Below are 24,973 nucleotides of genomic sequence, written 5' to 3'. Positions count from 1 at the left end.
AAGGATGACTATGGATAAGGAATTTCTTGAGAATGTCACTTTTGATGAATTAACGCTGGGTCAGCAAGCGAGCTTTAATCGAATCTTAACCCAAGAAGATATCGATCTTTTTGCTGCCATGTCAGGGGATATCAATCCTGCGCATGTTGATCCCATATTTGCCCAAAGCGATCTCTTTCATGGCGTTGTAGGTCATGGCATGTGGTCCGGTTCACTGATTTCAGCGTTGCTGGGTACGGTGCTTCCAGGACCAGGTACCATTTATCTGAAGCAAGAGATTGAATTTAAAAAGCCGGTGCGGATTGGTGATGCGATTACGGTGACCCTTATTGTCCGGGACAAAGGTACGGACAAACCCATTGTGACTTTTGATTGTAAAGGAGTAAATCAGCGGGGAGAAGTTGTGGTCAAAGGCGTGGCTGTGGTTTTGGCGCCGATACAAAAAATCCGTGTTGCGCGTACCCAACTACCCCAAGTGGTGATTCATCGTCCCGATCCTTTTCGTCGCATTATTAAATCCTGTAAATGCATCCCAGCTATTCGTACTGCAGTGGTTCATCCCGTGCAAGCGAGTGTGCTGGAAGCTGTAGCGGATGCAGTAAAGTCAGGGTTGATTCTTCCTGTGCTCATTGGACCGCAAATAAAAATCGAAGCGGCAGCTCAAAAAGCAGGAATCGATACGTCACAATGGGAACTTCTCGATGTAGATCACAGTGATGCGGCAGCAGCTGCAGCAGCGGAATTAGCCGCTTCTGGCGGGGTTGATGCGATTATGAAGGGATCGCTGCATACAGACGAATTGATGTCTGCCATTGTGCCTACAGCCGCAGGGCTTCGTACAAAATATCGGTTAAGTCATGCTTATGTCATGGATGTGCCCTCCTATCACAAGCCGCTAATAATTACCGATGCAGCAATTAATATTGCGCCTAATGCCAGCGACAAGGCAGATATTTGTCAAAACGCGATTAATCTTTGGCGAATCCTACATGGTGAAGATCAAAAGCCTAAAGTTGCAATTCTTGCAGCCGTTGAGTTACTTAACCCTAAAATGCAGGCGACGGTTGATGCAGCCATCTTGTGTAAAATGGCCGATCGGGGTCAGATTACGGATGCGATACTTGATGGCCCATTGGCTTTTGATAACGCCATCAGTAAAGAGGCGGCGCAAGAGAAAGGCATTACATCCTCGGTGGCGGGTGACGCGGATATTCTTCTTGTTCCTGAAATTGAATCAGGCAATATCCTGGCAAAACAATTGACTTTTCTAGAGCACGCGGATGCTGCAGGCATCGTTCTTGGAGCACGTGTTCCTATTATCCTCTTAAGTCGGGCTGATTCACTACGGGCAAGACTTTTATCTTGCGCATTGGCCGTGAGAATGGTGATGGCCAGAAATCAAGGAAAAATTAAATGATCCAAGCGATTCAAGAAGATATTCTGATGCACAATACTCATTCATCAAGGATAAAAATCTAGGTGTTTTACTAAAATGTTAATAAAGAATAGGTTATGGTACTGTGTACGTTGACACTTCTAGAGAACATAAGGAGTGATGTTTATGGATAATAGAAAAGGGCTTATTGTTGGTGTTGCTAACGAACAGTCCATTGCTTGGGGTTGTGCCAAAGTGCTTCATGCAGCAGGTGCGAAGCTTGCAATTACTTATCAGAATAATAAAACGAAAACATACATACAACCGTTAGCGGAGCACGTTGTATCGCCTATTTTTATGCCTCTTGATGTGACCAATGAGGAACAGTTAAACTCTTTATTCGATACGATAGAAGAACAATGGGGACGACTTGATTTTATCATTCATGCGATCGCATTTGCTCCAAGAACTGATTTACAAGGCCGTGTTGTAGACAGTTCGCGGGAAGGATTTCTGATGGCTATGGACATCTCTTGTCATTCATTGATAAGGCTTGCTAAGGCCGCTGAGCCCATGATGACAAAAGGAGGCTCAATTGTCACTATGAGCTATTATGGGGCGGAGAAGGTCGTAACGAATTACAACCTTATGGGGCCGGTTAAGGCGGCTCTTGAAGCTTCTGTACGTTATTTGGCAGTGGAGCTTGGACCTAAAAATATCCGAGTGAATGCACTATCCCCTGGCCCAATACAGACCCGTGCTGCTTCAGGCCTTGCCGATTTTGATAAACTGATGGAAAAAGCGGCCAAGCAGGCGCCGCTTCATCAGCGGGTTACCCTTGAAGCAATAGGTGAAGTAACCACATTTCTTTTATCTGATAAGGCACGTTGTGTTACCGGACAAGTGATTTATGTCGATAGTGGTTATAACATCAAAGGATAAGTAAGCGTCCTTTTGTTGTAAACGTGTCATGTAACCTAATGGGAATAAAAAATAACAAAGGAGTGATGTTGATGGAACAAAGAACAGCAGTTGTCACCGGAGGAACAGGTGGAATAGGCTCTGCAATTTGTCAGCGTTTGGCGGCTGATTATCGGGTTATTGCCTGTTATTTTAAGAATGGTAATCATGATGAAGCAAAACAATGGCAAACGGCTCAAAAAGAAGCAGGTCTTGAAATGGATATCCTTTATGCGGATACCACACAGTTTTCTGATTGCGAAAAACTGACTGACTTGATGATGGAGCGCTATGGGCGGATTGATGTTTTGGTGAACAATGCCGGGATTACCTGTGATACCACCTTGAAGAAAATGACTTCTCAACAATGGCAACAGGTTATTGATGCAAACTTGACCAGTGTATTCAATATGACTCGCAATGTGTTACCTGCGATGTTGGATAAAGGTTATGGACGGATTATTAGTATTTCCTCGATTAATGGTCGTAAAGGTCAGTTTGGACAATGCAATTATGCTGCTACCAAAGCTGCTTTATTTGGGTTTAGTAAAAGCTTAGCCTTAGAAGTAGCCAATAAAGGCATTACGGTGAATACCATTTCACCTGGTTATATTGAAACACCCATGCTTGCCGCCATGCGCGAAGACGTCTTAAAATCAATTGTGAGCGCCATTCCGGTGGGACGTTTAGGAACGCCACAAGAAATTGCCAATGCTGTGGCTTTTTTGGCAGCGCCTGACGCTGGGTTTATCACGGGGGCCAATCTTGATATTAACGGTGGGCAGTACATGTAAAACACGGAATTGAGTACCCAAAATCTACTCATAAAGTCGCATAACTCCTCCCTCAGCACGGATGAAGGAGTTATGCGACTAACACTTCCTTACTGTATTTTCATTCCATGATTCCACTGAGTGAATTTGTTTATTCCATCATGTGGCATCCCATCATTTTATCATTCATCATCATTTTTTGAGAATCCATCATCATGTGCATCATCCTCTGCATCATTTCCATGCGCTGTTTCATCATTTCTGGTTGAGCCGCTGCATCACTCCCCATACCCATCTGTTGCATCATTTCCATTCCATGTTGCATCATGGACATTTGAGTTTGGAATGCGGTTTTCTTTTCTGCAGGTGTTTTTGCATTCATCAGTTTCTCATGCACCTCCTGCAGTTTTTTCATTTCTTGTTGCAGTTGTTGCATTGGTGTTGATTGTTGCGTTGTGTTTTGTGTTTGCTTATCAGACATCTGATTCATATTCATATCAGAAGACATGTCTTCCGCATAGAGTATGGGCGTCGTCAAGCTCAAAGTAGTAAGAATAATGAATGCGCTTAGTTTTAACATAAAACCTCCTTGTCATTTTTATAAGTATCCCGATACAGAAAAAGTATAGATTATTTCTCAGAGTAAGTGCTTTCTAAGTTTACTTAATAGTTCAAGCAGACTATGAAAGCAGTCACTTGAATGACTTCCGCCAGAAGTCAAAACGTTTCAGTTGTTGTTAGTGGCTTTAATGATGCTTATAAAAACCAACCCCCTTAATGTCATTAAAAGAAGTTGTTTGATGACATAAATAACATTGTGTGACGTTTGCAGACTCTTCATGCGCAACTTTTTGGGAAATCATGACAAAGTGCTCCATGTAATGACTGGGCGGCGCCTTATGGCACTGGGCACAGTCTTGAGAATGTACAGAAGGATGCTTAAAATGAGGAATACTCCATTGGGTCGTCGCATGACATTGGGCACAGTTTTCCCCAAACAAGCCAAAGTGCTTGTCCTTTGTGCCATGACACGCAACACAGCTTAGTTGTGATTCGGTGGCGGATACGAGAGGGTGATTTGCACTAGCCTCATGTTGGCTTGGTGTATTTTCGCTAAGGAATTCTTCAGCAATTTGTATTAAGGCTTCATGGTCCATGGTGTTTAAGTTGGCATTGCGGCCTTGATGTTCCACATGGCAGGAAGAACAATGACCGATAAAGCCATGAAAGGAGGAAGGTTGTCTTTGCAGCAATGCTTTATCGTAAGCATGGCAACTGATGCATTTGGTATCATCAACCCCCTTAATGGGGGTATGGCAGGCAGAGCAGTTTTGGGAAAGCTCGGCATGCGCCGCTGATAACTCTCCCGGCATGACCATACTTTGCCCTGTTTTCGAAGGGACAAAATAAATGAATGCTGTAACTAAAAGCACGAAGCTAAGGATAACAATAATTTTCTTCATTTAAGCCCATGTTATTCCATAATCGATTTCGGTCCAAATATGCATCGTGAGTAATAAATAAAATGCACATGAACTGACTATATGACAATAAAGCCAATACCTTGTTCTGCGCTTGAGTGCTTCATGCATTTTGATGGCATATTCAACATCTGCAATGGATTCGACAAGTCCCATTGTACGCAAAGAAAGAGGGGTATTTGTCTCCATAAATGGTTTTTCAGGCACAAAAAGACCGTGCGCTGCGCGACTTAAAAAATGGTGTGTTGCTGCAGAAGTGAGCTTTGTATTAGGTTGTTGTGATAATTGATTCACGAGCTTATTGTATTCATAGGCTAATACATTCAGCATTTCCTTTTTCTCATGCAGTTCTTGAGCGGTGTAAGCAAGAAAATAGCGTCCAATAAAACCACTAAATACAGTAAGTAGCATCAGGGTGGTAAGCCAAATCCCTATACTGCTTTCAAAGCGATGCCCCGTGTGCAGGATGGCAATAATCGAACCCAAAATACCTGTATATACATGCCAGGTTAAAAGCGTTCCCAATGAAATGTATTTGCTTATTCTTGCTTTAAATTGTGGAATGCGTTTCACTGCTGAATACAATAACGAGGGAATCACGAAAAGTGATGCGGCGGTGATGGCGAGGATGCCGCCCATTAAACTTCCTGGAAATGTGGGTGCGCGATGGACTAAAAAACCCAACCACAAAATGAGTAGCAGCAAAAACAAACCGGCGACAATCGTTCGTTCCTGTTTCATGATTAGGCATCCACCACAACATCGTCGCATGCTTTGGCTTGGCAGGCGAGAATGATGTTTTGTTTTTTATCTTCATTGGTAAGTCCATCCTCAACATCCATGGTGACTCTTCCTTTAAGCAGTTTTGTTTTACAGATGCCACAGACACCGATTCGACAGGAATACTCAATATTAACGCCCACATCTTCGGAAGCCTCAAGAATGGTTTTTTGCGGTGTAAGCACCGCGGTTTTATTGGATTTGGCAAAGCTGACCACAGCGGTTTTTCCAATCTCTTCAGGGCGTTGGGGTTCTGTTTTAGGCGGCAGTACTCCAGAAAAAATTTCAACGATGATGTTCTCTTTTGGTACCTGCAATGTTTCAAGCATCATCTTAACTGCATTCATCATCGGTGGTGGGCCACAAACATGGATGCGGCGCGTGATGAGTTCAGGGACGTGTTTAGTTAAAAGGTCTTTGGTAAGAGGTCCTTGAATGAATTGATTCTTTACGGGTTCACTTAGGTTATCAAGAACAAGAAACACATGCAGATTCGGAAAGCGTTTGCGTAAGTACTCGATTTCTTCTGCAAAAATAATGTTTTCTTCATCCTTACAACAGAAAAAGAAAAAAATATCACCTTTCCAGGAGCGGTCGGTTAAATAGCGAATGACACTCATCATCGGCGTGATGCCCACACCGCCAGCGATGAGCACGATACTTTGTGCTTCTTGTCCTGTAAACGTGAATTTGCCTGAAGGACCGGTACATTGCAGCACGTCGTTTTCGTGAACTTGGGTGTGTAAATAGTGGGATACCGTTCCTTTTTCTTCATGCTTGACGGTAATTTCACAGCAATCCCTGAGTGTGGGGGATGAGGCAATGGTATAAGAGCGCTTCACCGGAACATCGTTTAAATTGAGTGTTATCGTAATGAATTGTCCAGGCAGATAATTAAACGGAAGCTTACCGCTTGCTGGGTCCACCAGGCGAAAGGTTTTCACCGTGGGGGTTTCCACAAAAATACCGGCTACTTGTAAATTGCCGGTCCATGCATTGGATTTAGTGGGTGCAATCACTGCATTGACCGGAATTGGCTCGACAGGTGGTGTCAGGGTGGTGGGTAAGTACGCACTACCGGCAGAGACACTCGGTTCTGCGCCGCCTCCTGTCAATCGGGCCATTAACACACTCACCCGTTTCATTTTTTGGAAGTACATCCAAAGCATGGAACACGTGAATAAAGCAAAGAGCATCATGATGATGTAGTGAAACCACGAAAGCCCAAAAAAACCATGGGGCTGAGACGTGCTTTCCTCAAAAGGCAGGTTCATTTCTTTTCGAAACCATTGCAGCGCAGTACCTTGAATGTTTTTCTTTTCTGCTAAAGCACGTTGCGCAGTAAGTCCACTTTGAATCATGTTTTGGCCAAGCCAGATTTGTTCGTTGGCTTGCTCCATTGCTTCAGCATCGTGTTTTTGGGTGGCAAGTCGTAGTTTTTCAACCCCAGAAGCTAATAACTGGTTGCCTTGATTGACTCGTTCATCGGCCAAGCGTTTTGCGTCCTCATAGGCTTCTGGAGTCATTGGTTCTTGCATCATCGAAGGATAAAGTTCTTTTTTAGGCGTACCGTGCTCCTTCATCATCTCGCCCATCATTTTACCCATGCCTCCAGAACCTGCATGGTGTTTTGCATGCTCATCAGGAGTTTGAGTATTGGGAGTTTGGGTGCTAGGCATCCCGCTTTGCATGCTTGGGGTTCCACTGGGTTGGGCATGGTGTTGGGCATGTTCATCAGGAGCTTGTGCCAAAGAAGAGTACGTGGGAATAGTCAATACAATGGCAAAGGAAATACGTATAAGAAAAGCGTTCATGAGTTCATTGCCGTCCTTAGTTTTATAAACTCGATAATATTCTACTGTTTGTTCCTGATTGATACCCTAATTCCTATAGATAGAGCCAAGGAGTTTGTGCAAAATAAGCACAATTTATTCCTGGTGCCTTGAATCCTTAGTGCGGTATCCGAATCTACTTAATGGAACTATATCATGTAGCCTCGAAAAAATACCATACAATCATTGGGTCAATGAACAGATAATTTTGATTATTTATTGGGTACTGGTAAAATGAGGTTAAGAGCAAAAGGATTAATCTCCTGGAGGAGAAATGGAATTAACATTTTTAGGTGCTACCCAAACGGTTACTGGCTCAAAATACTTAATAAGTATTAGATCTAAAAAAATTCTTATTGATTGTGGGTTGTTTCAGGGACACAAAGAATTGCGCTTGCGTAATTGGAGCCCACTTCCAATCAATCCAAGTGAGATTGATGCCGTTATTTTAACCCATGCACACATTGATCACAGTGGTTATCTGCCTTTGCTCGTCAAACAAGGGTTTAAAGGGAAAATTTATAGTACCCCGGGTACAAAAGATTTATGTGCTATTTTATTGCCTGACAGTGGTCATTTGCAGGAAGATGAAGCTCGACTTGCCAATAAATATGGTTCTTCAAAGCATCAGCCTGCTCTGCCTTTGTATACGGAGGAAGAAGCAGTCGCTGCTTTAAATCAGTTTGAGACGATTGATTTTAATACACCCCATACACTCTTTAATGAGTTAACCTTTGAATTTCACCATGCGGGTCATATCATTGGGGCGGCAATGATCCAATTAACAACTGGCAATCGTTCTATTGTGTTTACAGGAGATATTGGTCGGTTACACGATCCCGTGATGAAGGCGCCCAGCGTGATAGAAAAAGCCGATTATTTGGTTATGGAATCCACGTATGGGGACCGACTGCATGATACAACGAACCCGCTGCCGCAAATTGGCGAGCTGATTAATCAAACCATCAAACGAGGGGGTTCGATTATTATTCCCGCTTTTGCAGTGGGCCGCGCGCAAAGTCTGTTGTATTTTATTTATCAGTTAAAGAAACTAGGACAAATCCCTAAAACATTACCTGTATTTTTGGACAGCCCAATGGCTATTGATGCGACACACCTCATGTGTACCTATAAATTAGACCATCATTTAAGTAAAGAAGAATGCCATGGAGTTTGTGGTACGGCAACCTACATTCATACAGCAGAACAATCCAAAATGCTCGATCAACAAAAAATGCCCAAAGTGATTATCTCTGCTAGTGGGATGGCTCAAGGAGGTCGAATCCTGCATCACTTAAAAGCCTATGCTTCCGATTCGAAAAACACCCTTTTGTTTACAGGATTTCAAGCGGGCGGCACTCGAGGAGCCAGAATTGTTAATGGAGAAAAAGAAGTCAAGATTTATGGAGAAATGGTGCCTATACGCGCGCATGTGGTTGCCATGAGCAGCACTTCAGCCCATGCGGATTATCAAGAACTGTTAACCTGGTTAAACAATTTCAAGTCACCGCCGAAAAAAGTATTTATTACCCATGGTGAAATTCATAGTGCGCAATCGCTTAAAGAAAAAATCGAACAGAAATTCAACTGGAATTGCACCATTCCTTCTTATCTGCATGCTGAGGAATTATCTTAATGAAAAAGATGGGGCATACCTTGCGATTAAAACGTCTTGGTCTTGATACCTATCATGAAGCAATCATTTACATGCGTGAAGATTGCCATGTATGTCATTCCGAGGGATTCGAAGCACAAGCACGAATTCAAGTGACATTAGGCCAGCGTTCTATTATTGCAACCCTTAACAGAGTCACTTCAGAACTCCTTAAACCTGGTGAAGCGAGTTTATCTAATTACGCATGGGATGCTTTAGACGCACAACTGGGAGATGAAGTGCAGGTAGCTCATCCTCAACCCTTAGACTCTTTAGGCTACATCCACGATAAGATTGATGGAAATCCATTGTCTTTAAAACAATTAAAAAGCATCATCACGGATGTGTTAAGTGGTCGACTTTCTGATGTGCAAATCGCTGCTTTTTTAGCGGCCAGTGCGACGGGGCAGCTCAATAAAGCGGAGATAGTCCGGTTGACACAGGCGATGATTGAGAGCGGAGATCGTCTTACTTGGCCTTATTCGCTGATTGTGGATAAGCATTGCGTGGGGGGCCTTCCCGGGAATCGTACCACTCTCATTGTGGTACCCATTCTTGCTGCGTTTGGCCTCATCATCCCCAAAACATCTTCTAGGGCCATTACTTCCCCTGCAGGCACTGCAGATACCATGGAAACATTGGCTCCTGTGTCGTTAAATCCCCAAATGATGCGTCAAGTGGTTGAAAAAGAAAACGGTTGCATTGTTTGGGGAGGGGCTGTGAGCTTAAGTCCTGCGGATGATGTACTCATTCGGGTGGAACGAGCACTTGACTTGGATAGTGAGGGACAATTGGTTGCTTCCATTTTATCGAAAAAAATCGCAGTAGGTTCAACGCACGTGATGATTGATATTCCTGTCGGACCCACTGCAAAAATACGAAGCATGGATCGGGCAATTTTTCTGCAACAATTACTTGAAGAAGTCGGAAATCAATTAGGTATCGTAGTTCGTACGCTCATCACCGATGGGTCGCAACCTGTAGGATATGGGATTGGTCCTTCATTAGAAGCACGCGATGTTCTTGCGGTATTGCAAGGTAAGTCTGATGCGCCCCAAGACTTGCGCGAAAGAGCATTAACTCTTGCTGGGAGTGCTTTGGAGTTTTCATCGGATATACCCACGGGAACAGGAAAATTGCTTGCACAGCAACTACTTGAGAGTGGGCAAGCATGTAAAAAATTTTTAGCCATCTGCGAGGCACAGGGGGGATTTAAAGAGCTTAAAATGGCTCCCTATACTCATCCTGTACTTGCTCAAAAGGCTGGGAAAATAGCACAAATGGATAATTGGTTGTTGGCACAAATTGCCAAATTAGCGGGTGCTCCTAAATCGAAATTAGCTGGCATTGATTTGCATGTCAAACTTGGAATACGCGTTGAGAAGAATCAGCCCCTCTTTACCATTCACGCAGAGTCCATTGGTGAATTACATTATGCACTGCATTTTATGCAGCACAAAAATATTATTGTCATTGAGGCGTTAAGTGATTAATAATCGTCTAATCTTAGGTAAAGAGAACTAGTTGTTATAAGAAGGGAGGTCAGATGAAACCGCTTCTGTTTTCATTATTTGGCGCTTCTGCATTAAGTGAACGCCTTATCGAAAAGCTTAACGTCGATAGAGGGCATGTGATGTTGCATCGATTTCCAGATGAGGAGTCTTATGTGCGCATCGATACCCCTATCAAAGAGCGCGACCTTATTGTCGTGGACAGTTTAACTGTGCCCAATCAAAAACTCATGCCTTTGTTGTTTTTTGCCAAAACGGCTCAAGAATTGGGAGCGAAAAAAGTAGGGTTAATCGCCCCATATCTTGCTTATCTTCGTCAAGATAAGCGTTTTCACGAAGGGGAGGCCATTACTTCACGCTATGTTGCCCAATGGCTCTCTGACGCTTTTGATTGGTTGCTGACGGTTGATCCTCATTTGCATCGTTACAAATCTTTAGATGAAATTTATACTATCCCCACTTTTGTAGTGCACGCAACAACACCGATTGCATGCTGGATTAAAAACAACATTCCTACCCCTCTTCTTATTGGTCCAGACATGGAAAGCCAGCAATGGGTCGCTGAAATTGCCAGCCAAGGGAATTTTCCTTACCTTATCTTAGAAAAAACCCGTTATGGCGATAAGGAAGTATCCATTTCACTTCCATCGATTGAGCAATTTAAGTCATGTACCCCGGTGCTCGTTGATGACATCATTTCAACAGCGAGGACTATGGTCGCAGCGGTAAAACAGTTGCAAAAAATAGGCTATACATCAATTCACTGTATTGGCGTGCATGCTCTTTTTTCAGAAGATGCCTATGCGATTTTATCGAAAATGGAAGGAGTCCACATTACTACCTGTAATACGATTTATCATAAGACCAATGCTATTGATGTCAGTGACTTAATAATGACTACCCTCATGCAGCACCGTTTAGTCGCTTCATGAGAACAGCGCTTTTATTTTTAAGGGAGAAACGATGCGTACGTTACATTTATTTAAAAAAATAATTCTTGTATTTTTTCTTATAGGAACCCAGGTATTGGTGAGCTCCTGCGCAAATACCACACCATCTGCTTCGTCATCAAATTCTGCGCCTGAAGGGTTTGGGGGGCATAGTGGTGGACACGGAGGACATGGTGGTGGAGGGCATTAGGCCTGTTGCTTACTAAAATAATGGAGCCTAATGCATGCGACCTGAATGATTACAGTTTGTTTTGATGAGGGTAATAAGGGTCACTCACGAGTCAGTATCAAGTATATGACTGGCAAAGTAGTATCGCCATAATGAATAGGAAGATTCTATCATGATTGAAATTATTCCCAATTGGCATCCGATTTTTGTTCATTTTACCGTGGCTTTATTTACTGCGGCTTTTGGCTTCTTTTTCCTTGCTTATCTGGTGACTTATATTAAAATCATTCCACCGAGGATGGCTTTAGAATTTGAAATTGTTGGTCGCTGGTGCTTGTGGAGTGCTGCCGCGGTTACTGTGCTTACTGTCCTGGCAGGTATTTATGCTTACAATACCGTCAAGCATGATGAAGCAGGGCATATGGCCATGACCAATCATCTTCATTGGGCGTTAGCTACCGCTTTTTCTATGTGGTGCGTTGCTATTTGGTCTGTATGGCGCTACTCTAAGCAAAAAGCAATGAGTATTAATTTTTTGGTGGCACTGCTTTTTGTACAGGGGTTACTCCTTTCTACAGCTTGGCGTGGAGGCGAACTGGTTTATCGTCATGGGTTAGGCGTCCTATCCTTACCAAAAGCAGAGGCGCACCATCATGAGGGTGGTCAAATGCAAAAAAATGAGCCTAATACCACTTCTACAAAATAAGACAAGAAACAGCATCGGAAAAAAATGCGGGGGAATGGATTCAAGTGAAAAAAATAATAACCTTACTTTTCAGCACGTTGTTTTGGTCCAATACGTTTGCTGCAGAGCGCGTCATCAATTTGGTTGTAGGATATAAAACCGTGCATTTTGCAGGCAAAGCACGCCAAGCCATTGCGGTGAATAATCAGATCCCAGCGCCTACCTTGCATTTTAAACAAGGTGATCGCGTAACGATTAATGTTTCGAATCAATTGGATAAAGGAACCGCCATCCATTGGCATGGACTGTTAGTGCCTTGGCAAATGGATGGAGTTGAAGGCGTTACCCAAAGAGAAATCCCACCAGGTAGTACCTTTCGCTATCAATTTACGCTTGAGCAATCAGGTACCTATTGGTATCACGCGCATGCAGGCTTGCAAGAGCAGCAGGGTTTGTATGGCGCGTTTCTTATCGACCCACCGACACTTCCTAAGTATCATTACACCAAAGATTATGTGGTGGTACTATCGGATTGGAGCAATACCCTACCGGAGCAAATTCTTACCAACCTAAAAAAAGATGGAGGGTATTACGGACCTCGATTCCCATTACAACCCTCATTGACTAAATTTTTGCACGATTACCGCAAGGCCTCTAAAGAAGAGCGGCAAAAGGTACTTGATGATTACAAAATGATGCAGCAAATGCGCATGAGTATTTATGACATCAATGACGTGGCTTATGATGCTTTTTTAGTAAATGGACATCCCCCTGCCAATCCTTGGACTGCTCCGGTTAAAGTAGGGGATGTGGTGCGCTTACGATTTATTGGGGCAGGCGGAAATACAATTTTTAATGTCAAAATCCCAGATACCACGATACAGATGGTGCATGCCCAAGGAAACGATGTGACTCCATATCCTATTAAGGATTTTACGATCGCACCAGGTGAAACCTACGATGTTTTAGTAACCATCCAAAAAAACAAACCCTACATTATTTATGCGGAATCAAGGGATACCGTAGGCCATGCCTACGGTGCTTTACTCACCCAGCCAAACCAAGTAGTAAACTACCAACATGTGGCTCCTTTTCCAGAACCTTTACCTGTCACCCGAGAAATGATGGATTTGATGATGGGTGCGATGAATCAAGGTTCTTTGCCGCATGAGAAAGCAAAAGGCACTAAGAATACCATGCCCAAACCCATGAACATGAGTGGGATGAACATGAGCGGTATGGATATGAGTACTATGAAAAATCATCCATCATCCCCAAACACCCAATCTACCTCGGGAATAGCTAGTAAATCAAAATCTCATTCGATGTCTATGAGTGAGGGGACTCATAAAATGCCCATGCAAAAAGGCATGGCCATGAACGATTCTTCATCACAAGGGATGCAGCATACTGGAATGACTCAAACTACATCGCAACCTCAGCATATGGAAATGAATACCACGTCTCAGACGCAATCCAGCGCCTTAGGTCTTCATCCCATGCATGGAATGACTAATGAGCCCACGATGCAACATGGCAAGCACAAGGGGATGTCACAATCCATGAATTCGATGCAAGGGATGAATATGGGACACGGTAAATCGATGAATCATACGATGACGATGCCTACAGAACCCACTCGTTTTGGTGATACGATTGAGCCTCCCAATTCAATGTACCGCACGTCGTTAGGAACAAAGTATCAACCCATGCGCGCAGTTGTTCCAACCAACGATCCCAATAAACCCATTGCTGGGGTGATTAACATGGAGTTGTTTGGTTATATGGACCGATTCATTTGGTTTATCAATGGGGTACCTGAATACAAAGCCAAGCCCATACCTTTAGAGCCTGGAAAGCGTTATCGTATGGTCTTTACCAATACCTCGATGATGTATCATCCCATGCACATTCATGGTCATTGGTTTATTTTACGCAAGGGAGAGGATGCCTACGACCCTCTATTACATACCATCAGTGTTCCGCCCGGGGCCACAATGACTGCAGACATCGATACGGATGCCAGTGGACAGTGGTTTTTCCATTGTCACCTTCTTTATCACATGATGGCAGGTATGGCACGTTCTTTTCAATACACGACATTAATAGGCATTACCCAAGGCAAGGATAAGCCACAGGATATTGTGCACCAAACCGCTTATTCTAATCGTCCGATCGTTCGGGTGGATGAAGTCAGACCCATCGATGTATCCTTAGTGAAGCATCCCATGGCGCATCATGCAGGATTTTGGCTGGCTACCTTTTTAGATGTCGGTGCCGATCCCTTTAATAACGCACAACGGCTTAACTATAAAGGGCTTTATGGGCCGGATTACAATAAATTAGAACTATTTGTTAATGACGCAGAGTTGAATAAGGGAAATTTAGAAAATGCAGACATCGATATTTTTTATTGGCATCTAATCAGTCAATTTTGGGCCGTCAAGGCTGGGGCAAATTACTTTAATCGACCTGCCAAGACACCGTATTGGCAACCGGGATTAGGGATTGAGGGATTGATGCCTTGGTACATTGATACCAACGTGAGAACCTATTATTACCGAGGAAGTGCGAAGCTTGATGTGGAGCTGTCACGCGATACCCAAATCACTAATAATTTTTTCATCAGGACCGGGGTTCGCAGTATTCTTGCTTCTAAAACTGTACTGCAAGCAGAATTGGGCAGTGGTTTGAACCAAATGCGTTACATTGTCAGACCTTATTATCGCCTGATGCCTGGACTGAACGCTTTTGTTGAATACGAAAATGAACAAGACTATGGGGCGTTCAAAACGATTCAACAAAATAACGGGGATGCCACGTCCCAAAATACAGTAACTTTTGGCCTTGTGGCTTTATTCTAATCATTTATGGGGCTATTGATGATTAGATGATAGTCTGAGTTAGGGATAAAGTTCTTTAAATGAGCCAATTTAATCGAGGCTAGAGAGAAGTGATTTTTACTTTTCTCGAGCTTCTTTTTTCTAATAGAGACCTTGGTCATTCATTCGCAAAATAACAGACGAACTACTATGATTAAATTTAGTGATTACTTGCGATAAGGGATTATGATGTTGCATTTATTCAACCAACAAGCAGCCTATTTCGTTGATTCTTGGCAGAGAAGTGTTCTTTTTTTAGATGTATTGCGACAGAGAGCGAATAATTTATTGGAGCATGACCAACAAGGTTTGCCACTTATTCTTAATTTTAATTATGAAACGTTATTGGATGCCCGCACTTTTGACCCACCGGCTAACTATGCCTTGCTTAAAATTACAGCTGTTGGTGATGCGTGCTTGGAAGAATGCCTTGATAAAAGCAAACGCCCGGTTCTTATCGTTGATCCACGGGCTGGCCATGGTCCTGGTATTGGTGGATTTAAACGGGATTCTGAAGTGGGCGTCGCGATGATGGAAGGGCACGCAGTTTATTTCGCCTCCTTTTTTCCAGAACCCTGTTTCGAGCAAGATATTACTGATGTGCTCCATGCTTTACGCCAGTTTGTTGAAGAAATTTCAAGGCGTCATGATGGAATGATGCCCGTATTGTATGGTAATTGCCAAGCAGGATGGTTGATTGCATTGCTTTGTGCCGATTGTGCGGGTTTAGCTGGACCTGCAGTGCTTAATGGATCGCCGCTTTCCTATTGGGCAGGTGAAGATCAGATCAATCCAATGCGTTTGAGCGGTGGATTATTAGGTGGTAGTTGGATTGTCCATTGGCTTGCAGATACTAATCAAGGGCTTTTTGATGGCGCCTGGCTGGTCCAAAATTTTGAAAATCTTAACCCTGCTCATACACTTTGGGAGAAGAACTATAAGCTCTTTTCCGAGATAGACACTGAGAGTGAGCGATTTCTTGAGTTTGAGCGCTGGTGGACTGGTTATTTTCAGTTTAGTCGTCAAGAAATTATCTCTACAGTTGAAGATTTATTCATTGGTGATCAGCTAGAAAAGGGGCTTTTTCGTGTCTGTAAATGTTGTTATGCTGATCTTAAGCGGATCCGTAATCCCATACTTGTTTTTGCTTCAAGTGGCGATAATATTACACCGCCTCATCAGGCGTTGTATTGGATTTATACCGCGTACCAAACCACTAAAGCACTAAAAAAGGCAAAGCAACGCATCGTCTATCTTCTTAATCCTCATGTAGGACATCTTGGCATTTTTGTTTCAGCGAATGTGGCTCGTTTTGAGCATCGAGCCATTCTTGAACATGTGGACGAGTTGGAACAATTAAAACCTGGGCTGTATGAAATGAAAATTTCTAATACATCAGGCGATCCTGATTGCCATAAACCACAATATACAGTTTCCTTTGAAGAACGTTTGGTGGAAGACATACAGCAACATTATCCTTATGAACCTAAGGCATTTGAAAATGTAGAAAAGACATCAGAACTCAATCAATTGGTCTATGAAACCTGGGTTAGACCTTGGTTTGAGGTTTATGCTCCGGGTGAGCAACAGCAGATGTTTTTTAAATGGCTTCATCCTATGCGATTAAAGAATTGTCTGTTTTCAGAACGGATCAACGCAGCAATGGCTATCATGCCTTTCTTAGCTCATTTTGTTCAGGAGAATCGCCAACCTGTTGATGCTCATAATTGGTTTAAAGAACTTGAACAAGTGTATAGTAGCTCAATAGCTACTTCCTTAGATTCATATAAAAAAATAAGAGATCAACAACTTAGTTTTCTTTTTAATCTGATTTATGGAGAATAATACCTAATCGCTATTTGGCTGGGTAAGTACATTTATGTTGGTGTCCTGAAATAGAGAATACTTGGCTAAAACCAGCGCTGCGTAAATATTCCCCTTCACCATTAAATAAGCGATCGTTGTTATTTGAGAGATTAAGGCTTGGATTAGGCCAAAGATCTGCTTGGATCCAACGAGACTTGGCGATAGCCACATTATAGCGCGCCGCATTTAAATCCTTGTTGTTCACTAAAGCAATTTGGATGATTTTTTGAAGAGTTAGTGCTCTCCTTGCTGTAGCCAAAGAGGCATACAGCAACAGAAGGATTATCCCATCAAAAAAGCGCCAGGCATGATGATGTTCCATAAAGATAGCTCAAGAAGTCTATCTATTGCTTTATCTTACAGTGGTAGGCTCGACCTACCATCCAATGGTCTGCTACGAAATCATTTTTGGGCTTGCCGTCATAAGTTTGCTGATGTTGAGTTACTAAAACCGTGTTAGCTCCTAATAGAGCTGCTTCATTTTTTAAGATATTTAATTCATCTTTAATCAAATGCTCATGCGATTGATAAGATTGGCTCATACCATTGCGATCGTAGGCTTTGACTTCCCCTAAAAAGGCACAGTCTTTTGAGAGCTTGCCGGATTGGAAAATGGTCACTTTTTCTCCTTCAGGGGTTAATTTGGCATTATAAGAACAGCTTACAAGGAGTGCAGGCACCAAAAGTAGGCGAGCGTGTTGCATTAAAAAATGGGTCATAAATTCATACCTTCTTTTTATTATTTTATTTATTAGTATCTCCTGCCCAATGTTTTTAAACAAGAGTTGTAAAATAATAGAAGATGCGGCGCAAAAAACAGAAAATAATCTCATTAGACGTTTATTGTTGCAAGATGGCTGTTTTGTATGTTTTCGTTTTTATATTGGACAATTTTATTGTTACTGAATCGATAGGGTTGTTAGTTGTTGCAAGCATTGGACTAAAAACACAACGAAAAAGCTTTTAAAACAAACCGGATCACCAAGTGAGAGATGATTTACATTTTTATCTGGCGAAATAAAATGGTGCCTCAATAAAAAACTTTTAAAAAAGATTTAGCGTGCAAAAGAAAAATTTTTCCTTTTTTTTGAGTTAAATGAATGACAGCTGAATTGATTTGAGCTCACTTTTTCGTGTCTTAAGCCGATTCAAATTTGAGCTGAGTTATTGAAATGTGACACTTATTAGTTGACACGTATCACATCAAATTCATGATCTTAATCAATAACGTCGATGAGAAGGTAAATTGCTTTCTGAAAGATATTCAATGATCGAATAAACAATTAAAAGCAAAATGAAGTTACCAAATTAATATTTGGGATACCTCTACTTGTATTTATTTCCTGTCTTAAAGGCACAATCATGATATCATTCTATTTGCTGATCAAAATAGATCAAGTCGTTGCTAGTAAATGGCTTTAAAATTGCCTCAAAGGATGAATTAAAATTGACCTGTAGTGATTGTTCATGAAGAAGCCTCCAGGAATGAACTTATTTGCCCATTAAGATCAATTATCGCTCTGTTTAGTTTTATTTGAGACGAGTTATCGCCTGGGTTCAAACACCCCATAAGAAAAATTATGCTTTGCTCAGAGCTCTATTTGGGACTAAAAAAATGTCTCAGATTGATCATTGTATAGGCTATGGTTTTCATGGCATAGTGATGTGGGCTATGATGCTCAAATCGAAGAAGCAAGCGTTTGAATTTGTCTTCCCAAGCAAAAACTCGCTCAATCGTACGAAACCGCTCTTTAAAAATAGCTTTGTTGAATAACCGCTTTCTTCCTCGCTTGGAGCGTTTGCGATTGCGTTTGTTTTCATTAATATTTGGGATCATGCCCGCGTTAAAGATCATCTTGCGATTGGCTTTGCAATCATAAACACCATCAAGGCTCATTACCGAGCCCTCCAGTGAGAAGCCCACTGCTTGGGCAATTTGTTTTAGGGGTTTAAACGCATCCCGTAGCATGGGGGATTCATTTTTGTTCCCTGGTCCAGTGACAAATGGCGCAATAACATTGCAGTTTCGGTCACAAAGAGCAACAACTTTGTCTCCTTTGAGATGTTTATGTCCACTGAACCCGAGGTTATCGCCCCTTTTTTAGCAGCAGTTGTTGTGCCGTCACCATGAATAATACTTGTGTCGAGTAGATTGTTTTTGGAAAGTAATTCCACAGAGGCCTCAAACATCCGATCAAAGCAACCTTTCTTGAGCCAGGCTCTGAAGTGTTTGAAAATACGGGTGTAACTGATTTCTGGCTTGCCGTCAGCCATTTTATCAATCGGCAATTTATACCATTGGCACCCTGTATGAATGACGTACAAAATGTAGTTAAATATTTTATACAGTGCTACTTTGGGCCTTGGTCCGCGTTTTCCTTTTTGCAGATAGGGAAAGACAAATACATTGAACTCATTTTCAGTTAATTGCGTTGGAATCCTGTTGTAGCCTCGCTTACTCACATTAGCCCCCTGTTTTTATTTTCTTAATTATAAAATTAAATGTTGGGGCAATTTGTTGAATTTAAATGTATTTTTATAAATTACAAAACTAGCAACGAGTTGTATGGATAAAAAGCCAAAAGTTGCTATTCTTGCTGCGGTAGAGTTGGTTAACCCGAAGATGCAAGCGACGGTGGATGCGGCAACATTATGTAAAATGGCGGACCGCGGTCAAATTACCGATGGTCTTCTCGATGGGCCGCTGGCATTTGACAATGCCATCAGCAAGCAGGCCGCAGAGGATAAGGGCATCATCTCTTCGGTTGCTGGGGATGCTGATATTTTGCTCGTCCCCGAAATTGAGTCAGGCAACATTCTGGCAAAACAGCTGACTTTCTTAGGCCATGCGGATGCCGCCGGGATTGTTTTAGGCGCACGTGTTCCCATCATTTTAGTCAGCCGAGCTGACTCCTTACGAACTAGACTCTTTTCTTGTGCCTTGGCGGTTAAAATAGCAGCGGCACGTAAGGCAGGGAAGATTAAATGACACACAGGATACAAGAGTGCATTTTGGTGATTAATGCTGGCTCATCCAGCGTCAAATTTCAAGTCTTTTCGAAAGAACCAGCGCTTCCCCTTCTAGCTCGAGGCAAGATCTATGATTTAGGCGGCACCCCTTCATTTACAGCCGTTGATGAAACACAAGGCTCCCAAGATAAACAATCTAATAAAATAGAGCTTCCATCTGACTATACTCATGAAAATGCGATGCGTTTTATTCTTCACTGGATTGAGAAGCAAAATCAAAGCTGGCAGATTAGCACCGTTGCTCATCGCATGGTCCATGGAGGAAAACGCTTCACAACCAGTGTGCGAATAACTTCGGATGTGATGACCCAAATGCAAACACTACGCCCTCTAGCACCTTTGCATCAAGAGCATAATCTTGCGGCAATTGAGATGATTAAGGCACTTAGACCAGAGATCATGCAAATAGCATGTTTTGATACCGCCTTTCACGCCCATCATGAACCCTTATTTACAGAATATGCCTTACCGCAAACACTGCGTGACCGAGGTATTCGCCGTTATGGGTTTCATGGTCTTTCTTATGAATGGATTGCCCATGCTTTGCGCCAGAATGAACCGGTGTTGGCAAAGGGGCGAATTATTGCAGCCCACTTGGGCAATGGTGCCAGTCTATGTGCTATGCATCATGGCATAAGTGTTGATACGACTATGGGCATGACTGCCCTTGATGGCTTACCAATGGGTACACGTTGCGGGAATCTTGACCCAGGCGCTGTGATTTATATGATGCGTGAGCTTCATCTGTCTCCTGAAGAAATAGAGTCTATCCTTTATCATGAGTCGGGCCTTAAGGGATTGTCGCATTGGACACACGATGTCAGCCTTTTACAAAACAGTAAGGACCATGATGCGCAGTTTGCGCTCAATTATTTTTGCATGCGAGCTGCACAACTGATGGGCATGATGGCAGTGGCATTAGGTGGTGTCGATGGCATAGTGTTTACCGGCGGAATAGGAGAGAACTCAAGCTTCATTCGCGACATAATTCTCAGCCACCTTGCGTTTTTAAGGCCATTTGAATTATGCATTATCCCAACCAATGAGGAGCGAATCATGGCCATGCATACGTTGTCTCTTCTCGAAAGCAATAGGGAGAACAACCAATGACTCATTTAAAAGGACTGATTGTGGGTGTAGCGAACGAACATTCCATTGCTTGGGGATGTGCTCAGGTCTTGCATGAGGCAGGGGCAGAATTGGCTATCACCTATCAGAATGAAAAAACAAAACGGTATGTACAGCCCTTGGTTGATGGCCTTTCTTGCCCCATTTTCATGCCGCTGGATGTTACCGATGACTCTCAATTGGATGCCTTATTTCAGCGGATTAAAACCCATTGGGGGCAACTGGATTTTATGATTCATGCGATTGCGTTCGCACCGAAAGCGGATTTGCACGGTCGGGTTGTGGATTGCTCTCGCGAGCTGATCTATCCCCACGAATTATGAGTTGAAATAAAGAGCGTCTCATGATCAAATGAGCGTCATTAAGACTCATGGAAATTAAAATGTTAGCTGTAGAAACCTATCTTTATAATTCGCTTACAGAATCATGTCCTGAAATTCATATATCACGATTGAATGCAGTAATGGATGTAGCATCAGGCTTAAGACATAGCCAAAACCTTTCATTAAGTGAATTAGGGAGGAACTTGCCTGGAGATGCAAAATTAAAAAATAAGATAAAGAAAGTTGATAGGCTGGAAGGCAATAAGGCACTGCATAATGAACTTTTTTCCATTTATCAAGGGTTATCAAGCTTTGTTTTTACTTACATCTCGCAAGATACAACCTTACCTTTGATTGTAGATATTTGCTGCTTAAAAGACGACCGAGAAATTCAAATGCTCAGTGCAGAAATAGCGTTAAAAGGTAGAAGTCTTCCTCTTTATCGAGAAGTGTATAGAGATACCGAAACAAAAGGACGAGCTAAGGACTTTTTAAAAGAGTTGAGTCTTTGTTTGCCCAAAAATCGTCGAGTAATCGTAATCATGGATGCCGGTTTTTATGAAGAATGGTTTAAAGAAATAGAAGCGCTGGGCTGGTATTGGCTAAGTCGTGTAAGAGGAGTTAAATCGGTACAATTATCCGAAGAACTGGGATGGAAACTCATTAAAGAACTAATCCCTGATATTAAATCTAAAACGACACATTATGAGCATGCTCTATTAACCAAAGAGCATACAAGACCTTGTAGGGTGGTTACAACCTATCGTAAGCCTAAGGGAAGAAAGGTAAAGACATCACGAGGAAAAACCACCTCGACACTGTCTAATGGAAGTTATAGTCAAGCTAATAAAGAGCCATGGATTTTGGCTACTAATTTACCATTGGATGTAGGGCCTACTGATATTATCAATCTCTATTTTAAAAGAATGCAAATAGAAGAATCGTTTAGAGATGTTAAAAGTCATCAATTCGGACTAGCAGGACGTTATGTGCGTACTCATTCAGTAGATAGATGGGGAGTAAAAATGCTTCTTGCTGCTATTGTGCAAATTACTTATTGGGTTATTGGAGTAATTGCACATAGTCAAAATAAACAACAATACTTCCAAGCCAATACGGTCAAAGATAAGAAAATATTCTCTTATTTTACCCTGGGTAAGCTTATGATTGAGCATAATCAGCTCTGTTCCTTAGCCCCTGACCCTAGAACCTTACAAGAGATTATAGAACAGGAGCTTAACCGTGTTTGGTAATTTCGTGGGGATCTTTCAGCTCGCGAGGGCTTTAGTATGGCGATGGATGTTTCGTGTCATTCATTCATCCGCTTGGCAAAGGCTGCTGAACCCCTGATGAAAAACGGGGGAAGCCTGATAACCATGAGTTATTATGGGGCAGAGAAAGTGGTAAAAAACTATAATTTAATGGGTCCTGTTAAAGCAGCCCTAGAGACCACAGTGCGCTACCTCGCCATGGAACTGGGCAGTAAAAAGATTCGAGTCAATGCCATTTCTCCAGGCCCCATCAACACGCGCGCTGCATCAGGATTGGCGGATTTTGACGAGTTGATGGAAAAAGCAGCCCAAGAAGCTCCTTTGCATCAGTTGGTGCCCATCGAGGCAATTGGTGATGCGACTGCATTTCTCGTATCCAAGCAAGCCAGATACATTACCGGTCAGGTACTCTATGTGGATGGCGGTTATAATATTCGGGATTAATTTAAAAGGAAATGAATCATGTCATCAGAACATCAGCAACACTCACAGCAAAAGCCGCCTGAAGGAAGGCATTTTTGGCGCACTCTTCCTGGCGTTATTGCACTCATAATCATTGTCATCATCGGCTATTATCTCATTGCTGAGCATGGGGCGCACATCGCCAGTTTTTTGGGTGCTTCACCTTTTTTGCTGCTCATCTTACTCTGCCCGCTGATGCATCTGTTCATGCATAAAGGACATGGTGGGCATGAAGACAGTCATCATCATAAAACTGAAAATGAAGAGAGTCATTCTTCTGAAAACAAGGATTAAACGCAAATGGAACATACTTCTTATGCTTATGGTTTCTGGTTATTAGTCATAGTCAATTCGGTCATCTTCATTCTGTTTGCTTACAGCTTTACCCAATTTAAGACAGGGCGAGATTGGCGCACATTTGGGACTTTTTCCGCCTTTGTGGTGGCCTATTTTACGGAAATGTACGGCTTTCCTTTAACCATTTATTTACTGTCAGGATGGCTAACTCGACATTATCCCGGAATTAATTTATACGGTCATGACAGCGGTCATTTACTCCATACTCTTTTGGGCTTGAAAGGGGACCCCCATTTTGATGTATTCCATCTTTTAAGTTTTGTGTTCATCCTGGGTGGTCTATGGATGATTGCTTCGGCTTGGGGTACCCTGTATCGCGCACAAAAAAACCATCAACTTGCCACAACAGGACTTTATGCCCAAATTCGCCATCCGCAATACGATGGTTTTATTCTCATCATGGTGGGTTTTTTGTTGCAATGGCCAACGATTCTCACCTTAATCATGTTTCCCATCCTGGTCACGATGTATGTAAAACTGGCTCATCAAGAAGAAGACGAGACTTCTAAGGAATTTGGGGAAGAATATAAACGTTATGTAGAGAAAACGCCTGCATTTATTCCCAAGCTATGGACTTCGCGTAGGATGAGTGCATGAAATTATGGGTTTTCACCATGGCTTTACTTTTTGCTTCATTCCTTTATGGAGCCAGTGCGCATCCAGCTCAAAAAGCAATACATTCTGATGCCGAACCGCCAAAGATTGGGAACTTTGCATTACCACTTTCGCAACAACCCGGCCCCTTAGTGAGCTTTGGTGAAAATATTATTGCAAAAAATGAGACTCAATTCTTTCTATTTGCCGATGATTTTGCTGGAGTAGACAAACATTTTGTCGATGTGATGCCGGGTATTTTGTATGGCATTACTGATGATTTATCGATTTTTATTAATGCACCGATGGCCGCGGGCTATGTGCAGAATGGAAAAAAATCTTCAGGATTTGAAGACGCCTTTTTGCAACTTGAAGATGCTTTTTATACCAAAAAAACGTCTTCTTTTGTAGAGCAAGCAACCTTGGTGATGAATATTACGCTCCCTACGGGCTCTGCGCAAAAGCAACCGCCAACGGGTTTTGGGTCTCCGAGTTTTTTTATCGGCAGTACACTCTCTCGTATGTATGTCGATTGGTTCGCATTTACCTCACCTGGGGTCGTATTAACCACAAGGCGTAATGACACAAAATTTGGAAATCAATTTCTTTATCAAGCTGGTTTCGGAAGAAATATTATCAATATCAAGAAATGGATGTTTGCCTGGATGGTTGAAGGGGATGGACAATATGCACAGCGAAATAGAATCAATGGAGTCATCGATTTTAATTCAGGGGGAAATGTAGTCTATGTGACGCCTTCGTTATGGGCTTCTTCAAAAAAAGTGATTGCTCAATTCGGTGTTGGGCTTCCTGTTACCCAAAATTTATATGGGAATCAAACAAGAAATTCTTATGTACTTGTGGCGAATGTGGGTTGGACTTTATAAAGG

At 42.4% G+C, this 24,973-nt stretch carries 23 protein-coding genes and 3 pseudogenes; 18 read left to right on the top strand and 8 right to left on the bottom strand.

Translation table 11 applies throughout. The annotated features are described in order from the left end of the window. The first annotated feature begins 10 nt into the window (after nt 1-10). The 3 genes from OQJ26_RS11590 to phbB all read left to right on the top strand — a co-directional run bounded on the left by OQJ26_RS11590 (nt 11) and on the right by phbB (nt 3,129). Entirely contained in the window at nt 11-1,417 is a 1,407-nt protein-coding gene (locus tag OQJ26_RS11590) for a bifunctional enoyl-CoA hydratase/phosphate acetyltransferase (RefSeq protein ID WP_265703940.1), read from the top strand. 144 nt (nt 1,418-1,561) lie between these two features. Beyond that, nucleotides 1,562-2,317, top strand: a complete 756-nt coding sequence (gene fabI / locus OQJ26_RS11585; protein WP_265703939.1) for an enoyl-ACP reductase FabI — start codon at nt 1,562-1,564, stop codon at nt 2,315-2,317. Between the two features lie 71 nt (nt 2,318-2,388). Further along, on the top strand, nt 2,389-3,129 hold the full coding sequence (phbB, locus tag OQJ26_RS11580; RefSeq protein ID WP_265703938.1) for an acetoacetyl-CoA reductase: 741 nt from the start codon (nt 2,389-2,391) through the stop codon (nt 3,127-3,129). Nucleotides 3,130-3,259: 130 nt separating this feature from the next. Here the strand turns inward: phbB and OQJ26_RS11575 are convergent, their stop codons facing one another. From OQJ26_RS11575 to OQJ26_RS11560, 4 genes are all read right to left on the bottom strand, one after another. Further along, on the bottom strand, nt 3,260-3,688 hold the full coding sequence (locus tag OQJ26_RS11575) for a type IV secretion protein Dot (RefSeq protein WP_265703937.1): 429 nt from the start codon (nt 3,686-3,688) through the stop codon (nt 3,260-3,262). A 166-nt stretch (nt 3,689-3,854) separates the two neighbouring features. Next, on the bottom strand, nt 3,855-4,571 hold the full coding sequence (locus OQJ26_RS11570; RefSeq protein ID WP_265703936.1) for a hypothetical protein: 717 nt from the start codon (nt 4,569-4,571) through the stop codon (nt 3,855-3,857). After that, nucleotides 4,572-5,330 (bottom strand): hypothetical protein, encoded by a 759-nt coding sequence (locus OQJ26_RS11565; protein WP_265703935.1) that lies wholly within the window; start codon nt 5,328-5,330, stop codon nt 4,572-4,574. Nucleotides 5,331-5,332: 2 nt separating this feature from the next. Then, a complete protein-coding gene (locus OQJ26_RS11560) occupies nt 5,333-7,183 on the bottom strand; it encodes a 2Fe-2S iron-sulfur cluster-binding protein (protein WP_265703934.1) in 1,851 nt (616 codons plus the stop codon). Between the two features lie 292 nt (nt 7,184-7,475). Here OQJ26_RS11560 and OQJ26_RS11555 point away from each other — a divergent pair, with 292 nt between their 5' ends. The 7 genes from OQJ26_RS11555 to OQJ26_RS11525 all read left to right on the top strand — a co-directional run bounded on the left by OQJ26_RS11555 (nt 7,476) and on the right by OQJ26_RS11525 (nt 16,897). Continuing rightward, on the top strand, nt 7,476-8,837 hold the full coding sequence (locus tag OQJ26_RS11555; RefSeq protein WP_265703933.1) for an MBL fold metallo-hydrolase RNA specificity domain-containing protein: 1,362 nt from the start codon (nt 7,476-7,478) through the stop codon (nt 8,835-8,837). Beyond that, entirely contained in the window at nt 8,837-10,348 is a 1,512-nt protein-coding gene (locus OQJ26_RS11550) for a thymidine phosphorylase family protein (RefSeq protein WP_265703932.1), read from the top strand. Before OQJ26_RS11555 ends, OQJ26_RS11550 begins: the two co-directional genes overlap by 1 nt. Before the next feature lie 53 nt (nt 10,349-10,401). Beyond that, on the top strand, nt 10,402-11,298 hold the full coding sequence (locus OQJ26_RS11545; protein WP_265703931.1) for a ribose-phosphate pyrophosphokinase: 897 nt from the start codon (nt 10,402-10,404) through the stop codon (nt 11,296-11,298). 31 nt (nt 11,299-11,329) lie between these two features. Continuing rightward, complete coding sequence (locus tag OQJ26_RS11540) at nt 11,330-11,506, top strand: hypothetical protein (RefSeq protein WP_265703930.1); 177 nt, start codon at nt 11,330-11,332, stop codon at nt 11,504-11,506. A 151-nt stretch (nt 11,507-11,657) separates the two neighbouring features. Then, nucleotides 11,658-12,191 (top strand): DUF2231 domain-containing protein, encoded by a 534-nt coding sequence (locus OQJ26_RS11535; RefSeq protein ID WP_265703929.1) that lies wholly within the window; start codon nt 11,658-11,660, stop codon nt 12,189-12,191. A 44-nt stretch (nt 12,192-12,235) separates the two neighbouring features. Beyond that, nucleotides 12,236-15,034 carry a multicopper oxidase domain-containing protein gene (locus OQJ26_RS11530; protein WP_416209959.1) on the top strand — a complete coding sequence of 933 codons (2,799 nt, stop codon included), beginning with the start codon at nt 12,236-12,238 and terminating at the stop codon, nt 15,032-15,034. Between the two features lie 204 nt (nt 15,035-15,238). Continuing rightward, nucleotides 15,239-16,897 carry a DUF3141 domain-containing protein gene (locus OQJ26_RS11525; RefSeq protein ID WP_265703928.1) on the top strand — a complete coding sequence of 553 codons (1,659 nt, stop codon included), beginning with the start codon at nt 15,239-15,241 and terminating at the stop codon, nt 16,895-16,897. A 43-nt stretch (nt 16,898-16,940) separates the two neighbouring features. On the opposite strand, the pseudogene OQJ26_RS11520 reads toward OQJ26_RS11525, so the two are convergent. From OQJ26_RS11520 to OQJ26_RS11505, 4 genes and pseudogenes are all read right to left on the bottom strand, one after another. Continuing rightward, a pseudogene (locus OQJ26_RS11520) lies at nt 16,941-17,240 on the bottom strand (TolC family protein); the annotation flags it as partial. A 22-nt stretch (nt 17,241-17,262) separates the two neighbouring features. Then, on the bottom strand, nt 17,263-17,637 hold the full coding sequence (locus OQJ26_RS11515; RefSeq protein ID WP_265703927.1) for a DUF4156 domain-containing protein: 375 nt from the start codon (nt 17,635-17,637) through the stop codon (nt 17,263-17,265). Nucleotides 17,638-18,515: 878 nt separating this feature from the next. After that, a pseudogene (locus OQJ26_RS11510) lies at nt 18,516-18,941 on the bottom strand (transposase family protein); the annotation flags it as partial. After that, nucleotides 18,860-19,381: a transposase gene (locus OQJ26_RS11505; protein WP_265703925.1), complete on the bottom strand. Its 522-nt coding sequence runs from the start codon at nt 19,379-19,381 to the stop codon at nt 18,860-18,862. The gene OQJ26_RS11505 and the pseudogene OQJ26_RS11510, both read right to left, overlap by 82 nt. A 79-nt stretch (nt 19,382-19,460) precedes the next feature. Here OQJ26_RS11505 and OQJ26_RS11500 point away from each other — a divergent pair, with 79 nt between their 5' ends. From OQJ26_RS11500 to OQJ26_RS11465, 8 genes and pseudogenes are all read left to right on the top strand, one after another. Continuing rightward, nucleotides 19,461-19,907: a phosphate acyltransferase gene (locus OQJ26_RS11500; protein WP_265704012.1), complete on the top strand. Its 447-nt coding sequence runs from the start codon at nt 19,461-19,463 to the stop codon at nt 19,905-19,907. Continuing rightward, nucleotides 19,904-21,058 (top strand): acetate/propionate family kinase, encoded by a 1,155-nt coding sequence (locus tag OQJ26_RS11495; protein WP_265703924.1) that lies wholly within the window; start codon nt 19,904-19,906, stop codon nt 21,056-21,058. The genes OQJ26_RS11500 and OQJ26_RS11495 overlap by 4 nt, the downstream gene beginning before the upstream one ends. Then, nucleotides 21,055-21,399, top strand: coding sequence for an SDR family oxidoreductase (locus OQJ26_RS11490; RefSeq protein ID WP_265703923.1), 345 nt, complete (start codon nt 21,055-21,057; stop codon nt 21,397-21,399). Before OQJ26_RS11495 ends, OQJ26_RS11490 begins: the two co-directional genes overlap by 4 nt. Before the next feature lie 47 nt (nt 21,400-21,446). After that, nucleotides 21,447-22,652 carry an IS4 family transposase gene (locus OQJ26_RS11485; RefSeq protein ID WP_265702028.1) on the top strand — a complete coding sequence of 402 codons (1,206 nt, stop codon included), beginning with the start codon at nt 21,447-21,449 and terminating at the stop codon, nt 22,650-22,652. Nucleotides 22,653-22,670: 18 nt separating this feature from the next. Beyond that, nucleotides 22,671-23,114, top strand: a pseudogene (locus tag OQJ26_RS11480) (SDR family oxidoreductase); the annotation flags it as partial. Between the two features lie 18 nt (nt 23,115-23,132). Continuing rightward, complete coding sequence (locus OQJ26_RS11475; RefSeq protein WP_265703922.1) at nt 23,133-23,426, top strand: DUF2933 domain-containing protein; 294 nt, start codon at nt 23,133-23,135, stop codon at nt 23,424-23,426. Nucleotides 23,427-23,432: 6 nt separating this feature from the next. After that, nucleotides 23,433-24,086: a methyltransferase family protein gene (locus tag OQJ26_RS11470; RefSeq protein WP_265703921.1), complete on the top strand. Its 654-nt coding sequence runs from the start codon at nt 23,433-23,435 to the stop codon at nt 24,084-24,086. After that, nucleotides 24,083-24,970, top strand: a complete 888-nt coding sequence (locus tag OQJ26_RS11465; protein ID WP_265703920.1) for a hypothetical protein — start codon at nt 24,083-24,085, stop codon at nt 24,968-24,970. Before OQJ26_RS11470 ends, OQJ26_RS11465 begins: the two co-directional genes overlap by 4 nt. The last annotated feature ends 3 nt before the right edge of the window (nt 24,971-24,973 follow it).

It is taken from the genome of Legionella sheltonii, from assembly GCF_026191355.1.
Taxonomy (GTDB): domain Bacteria; phylum Pseudomonadota; class Gammaproteobacteria; order Legionellales; family Legionellaceae; genus Legionella; species Legionella sheltonii.
This window is presented reverse-complemented; position numbering and strand designations above follow the sequence as displayed.

Excerpts from the sequence above, each read along its gene's own strand:
- OQJ26_RS11490 (WP_265703923.1), top strand. The coding sequence starts at position 21,055 with ATGACTCATTTAAAAGGACTGATTGTGGGTGTAGCGAACGAACATTCC.
- OQJ26_RS11465 (WP_265703920.1), top strand. The coding sequence starts at position 24,083 with ATGAAATTATGGGTTTTCACCATGGCTTTACTTTTTGCTTCATTCCTT.
- OQJ26_RS11475 (WP_265703922.1), top strand. The coding sequence starts at position 23,133 with ATGTCATCAGAACATCAGCAACACTCACAGCAAAAGCCGCCTGAAGGA.
- OQJ26_RS11570 (WP_265703936.1), bottom strand. The coding sequence starts at position 4,571 with ATGAAGAAAATTATTGTTATCCTTAGCTTCGTGCTTTTAGTTACAGCA.
- OQJ26_RS11590 (WP_265703940.1), top strand. The coding sequence starts at position 11 with ATGGATAAGGAATTTCTTGAGAATGTCACTTTTGATGAATTAACGCTG.
- OQJ26_RS11575 (WP_265703937.1), bottom strand. The coding sequence starts at position 3,688 with ATGTTAAAACTAAGCGCATTCATTATTCTTACTACTTTGAGCTTGACG.
- OQJ26_RS11565 (WP_265703935.1), bottom strand. The coding sequence starts at position 5,330 with ATGAAACAGGAACGAACGATTGTCGCCGGTTTGTTTTTGCTGCTACTC.
- phbB (WP_265703938.1), top strand. The coding sequence starts at position 2,389 with ATGGAACAAAGAACAGCAGTTGTCACCGGAGGAACAGGTGGAATAGGC.
- fabI (WP_265703939.1), top strand. The coding sequence starts at position 1,562 with ATGGATAATAGAAAAGGGCTTATTGTTGGTGTTGCTAACGAACAGTCC.
- OQJ26_RS11470 (WP_265703921.1), top strand. The coding sequence starts at position 23,433 with ATGGAACATACTTCTTATGCTTATGGTTTCTGGTTATTAGTCATAGTC.
- OQJ26_RS11540 (WP_265703930.1), top strand. The coding sequence starts at position 11,330 with ATGCGTACGTTACATTTATTTAAAAAAATAATTCTTGTATTTTTTCTT.
- OQJ26_RS11515 (WP_265703927.1), bottom strand. The coding sequence starts at position 17,637 with ATGACCCATTTTTTAATGCAACACGCTCGCCTACTTTTGGTGCCTGCA.
- OQJ26_RS11535 (WP_265703929.1), top strand. The coding sequence starts at position 11,658 with ATGATTGAAATTATTCCCAATTGGCATCCGATTTTTGTTCATTTTACC.
- OQJ26_RS11545 (WP_265703931.1), top strand. The coding sequence starts at position 10,402 with ATGAAACCGCTTCTGTTTTCATTATTTGGCGCTTCTGCATTAAGTGAA.
- OQJ26_RS11555 (WP_265703933.1), top strand. The coding sequence starts at position 7,476 with ATGGAATTAACATTTTTAGGTGCTACCCAAACGGTTACTGGCTCAAAA.
- OQJ26_RS11485 (WP_265702028.1), top strand. The coding sequence starts at position 21,447 with ATGGAAATTAAAATGTTAGCTGTAGAAACCTATCTTTATAATTCGCTT.
- OQJ26_RS11550 (WP_265703932.1), top strand. The coding sequence starts at position 8,837 with ATGAAAAAGATGGGGCATACCTTGCGATTAAAACGTCTTGGTCTTGAT.
- OQJ26_RS11560 (WP_265703934.1), bottom strand. The coding sequence starts at position 7,183 with ATGAACGCTTTTCTTATACGTATTTCCTTTGCCATTGTATTGACTATT.
- OQJ26_RS11525 (WP_265703928.1), top strand. The coding sequence starts at position 15,239 with ATGATGTTGCATTTATTCAACCAACAAGCAGCCTATTTCGTTGATTCT.
- OQJ26_RS11495 (WP_265703924.1), top strand. The coding sequence starts at position 19,904 with ATGACACACAGGATACAAGAGTGCATTTTGGTGATTAATGCTGGCTCA.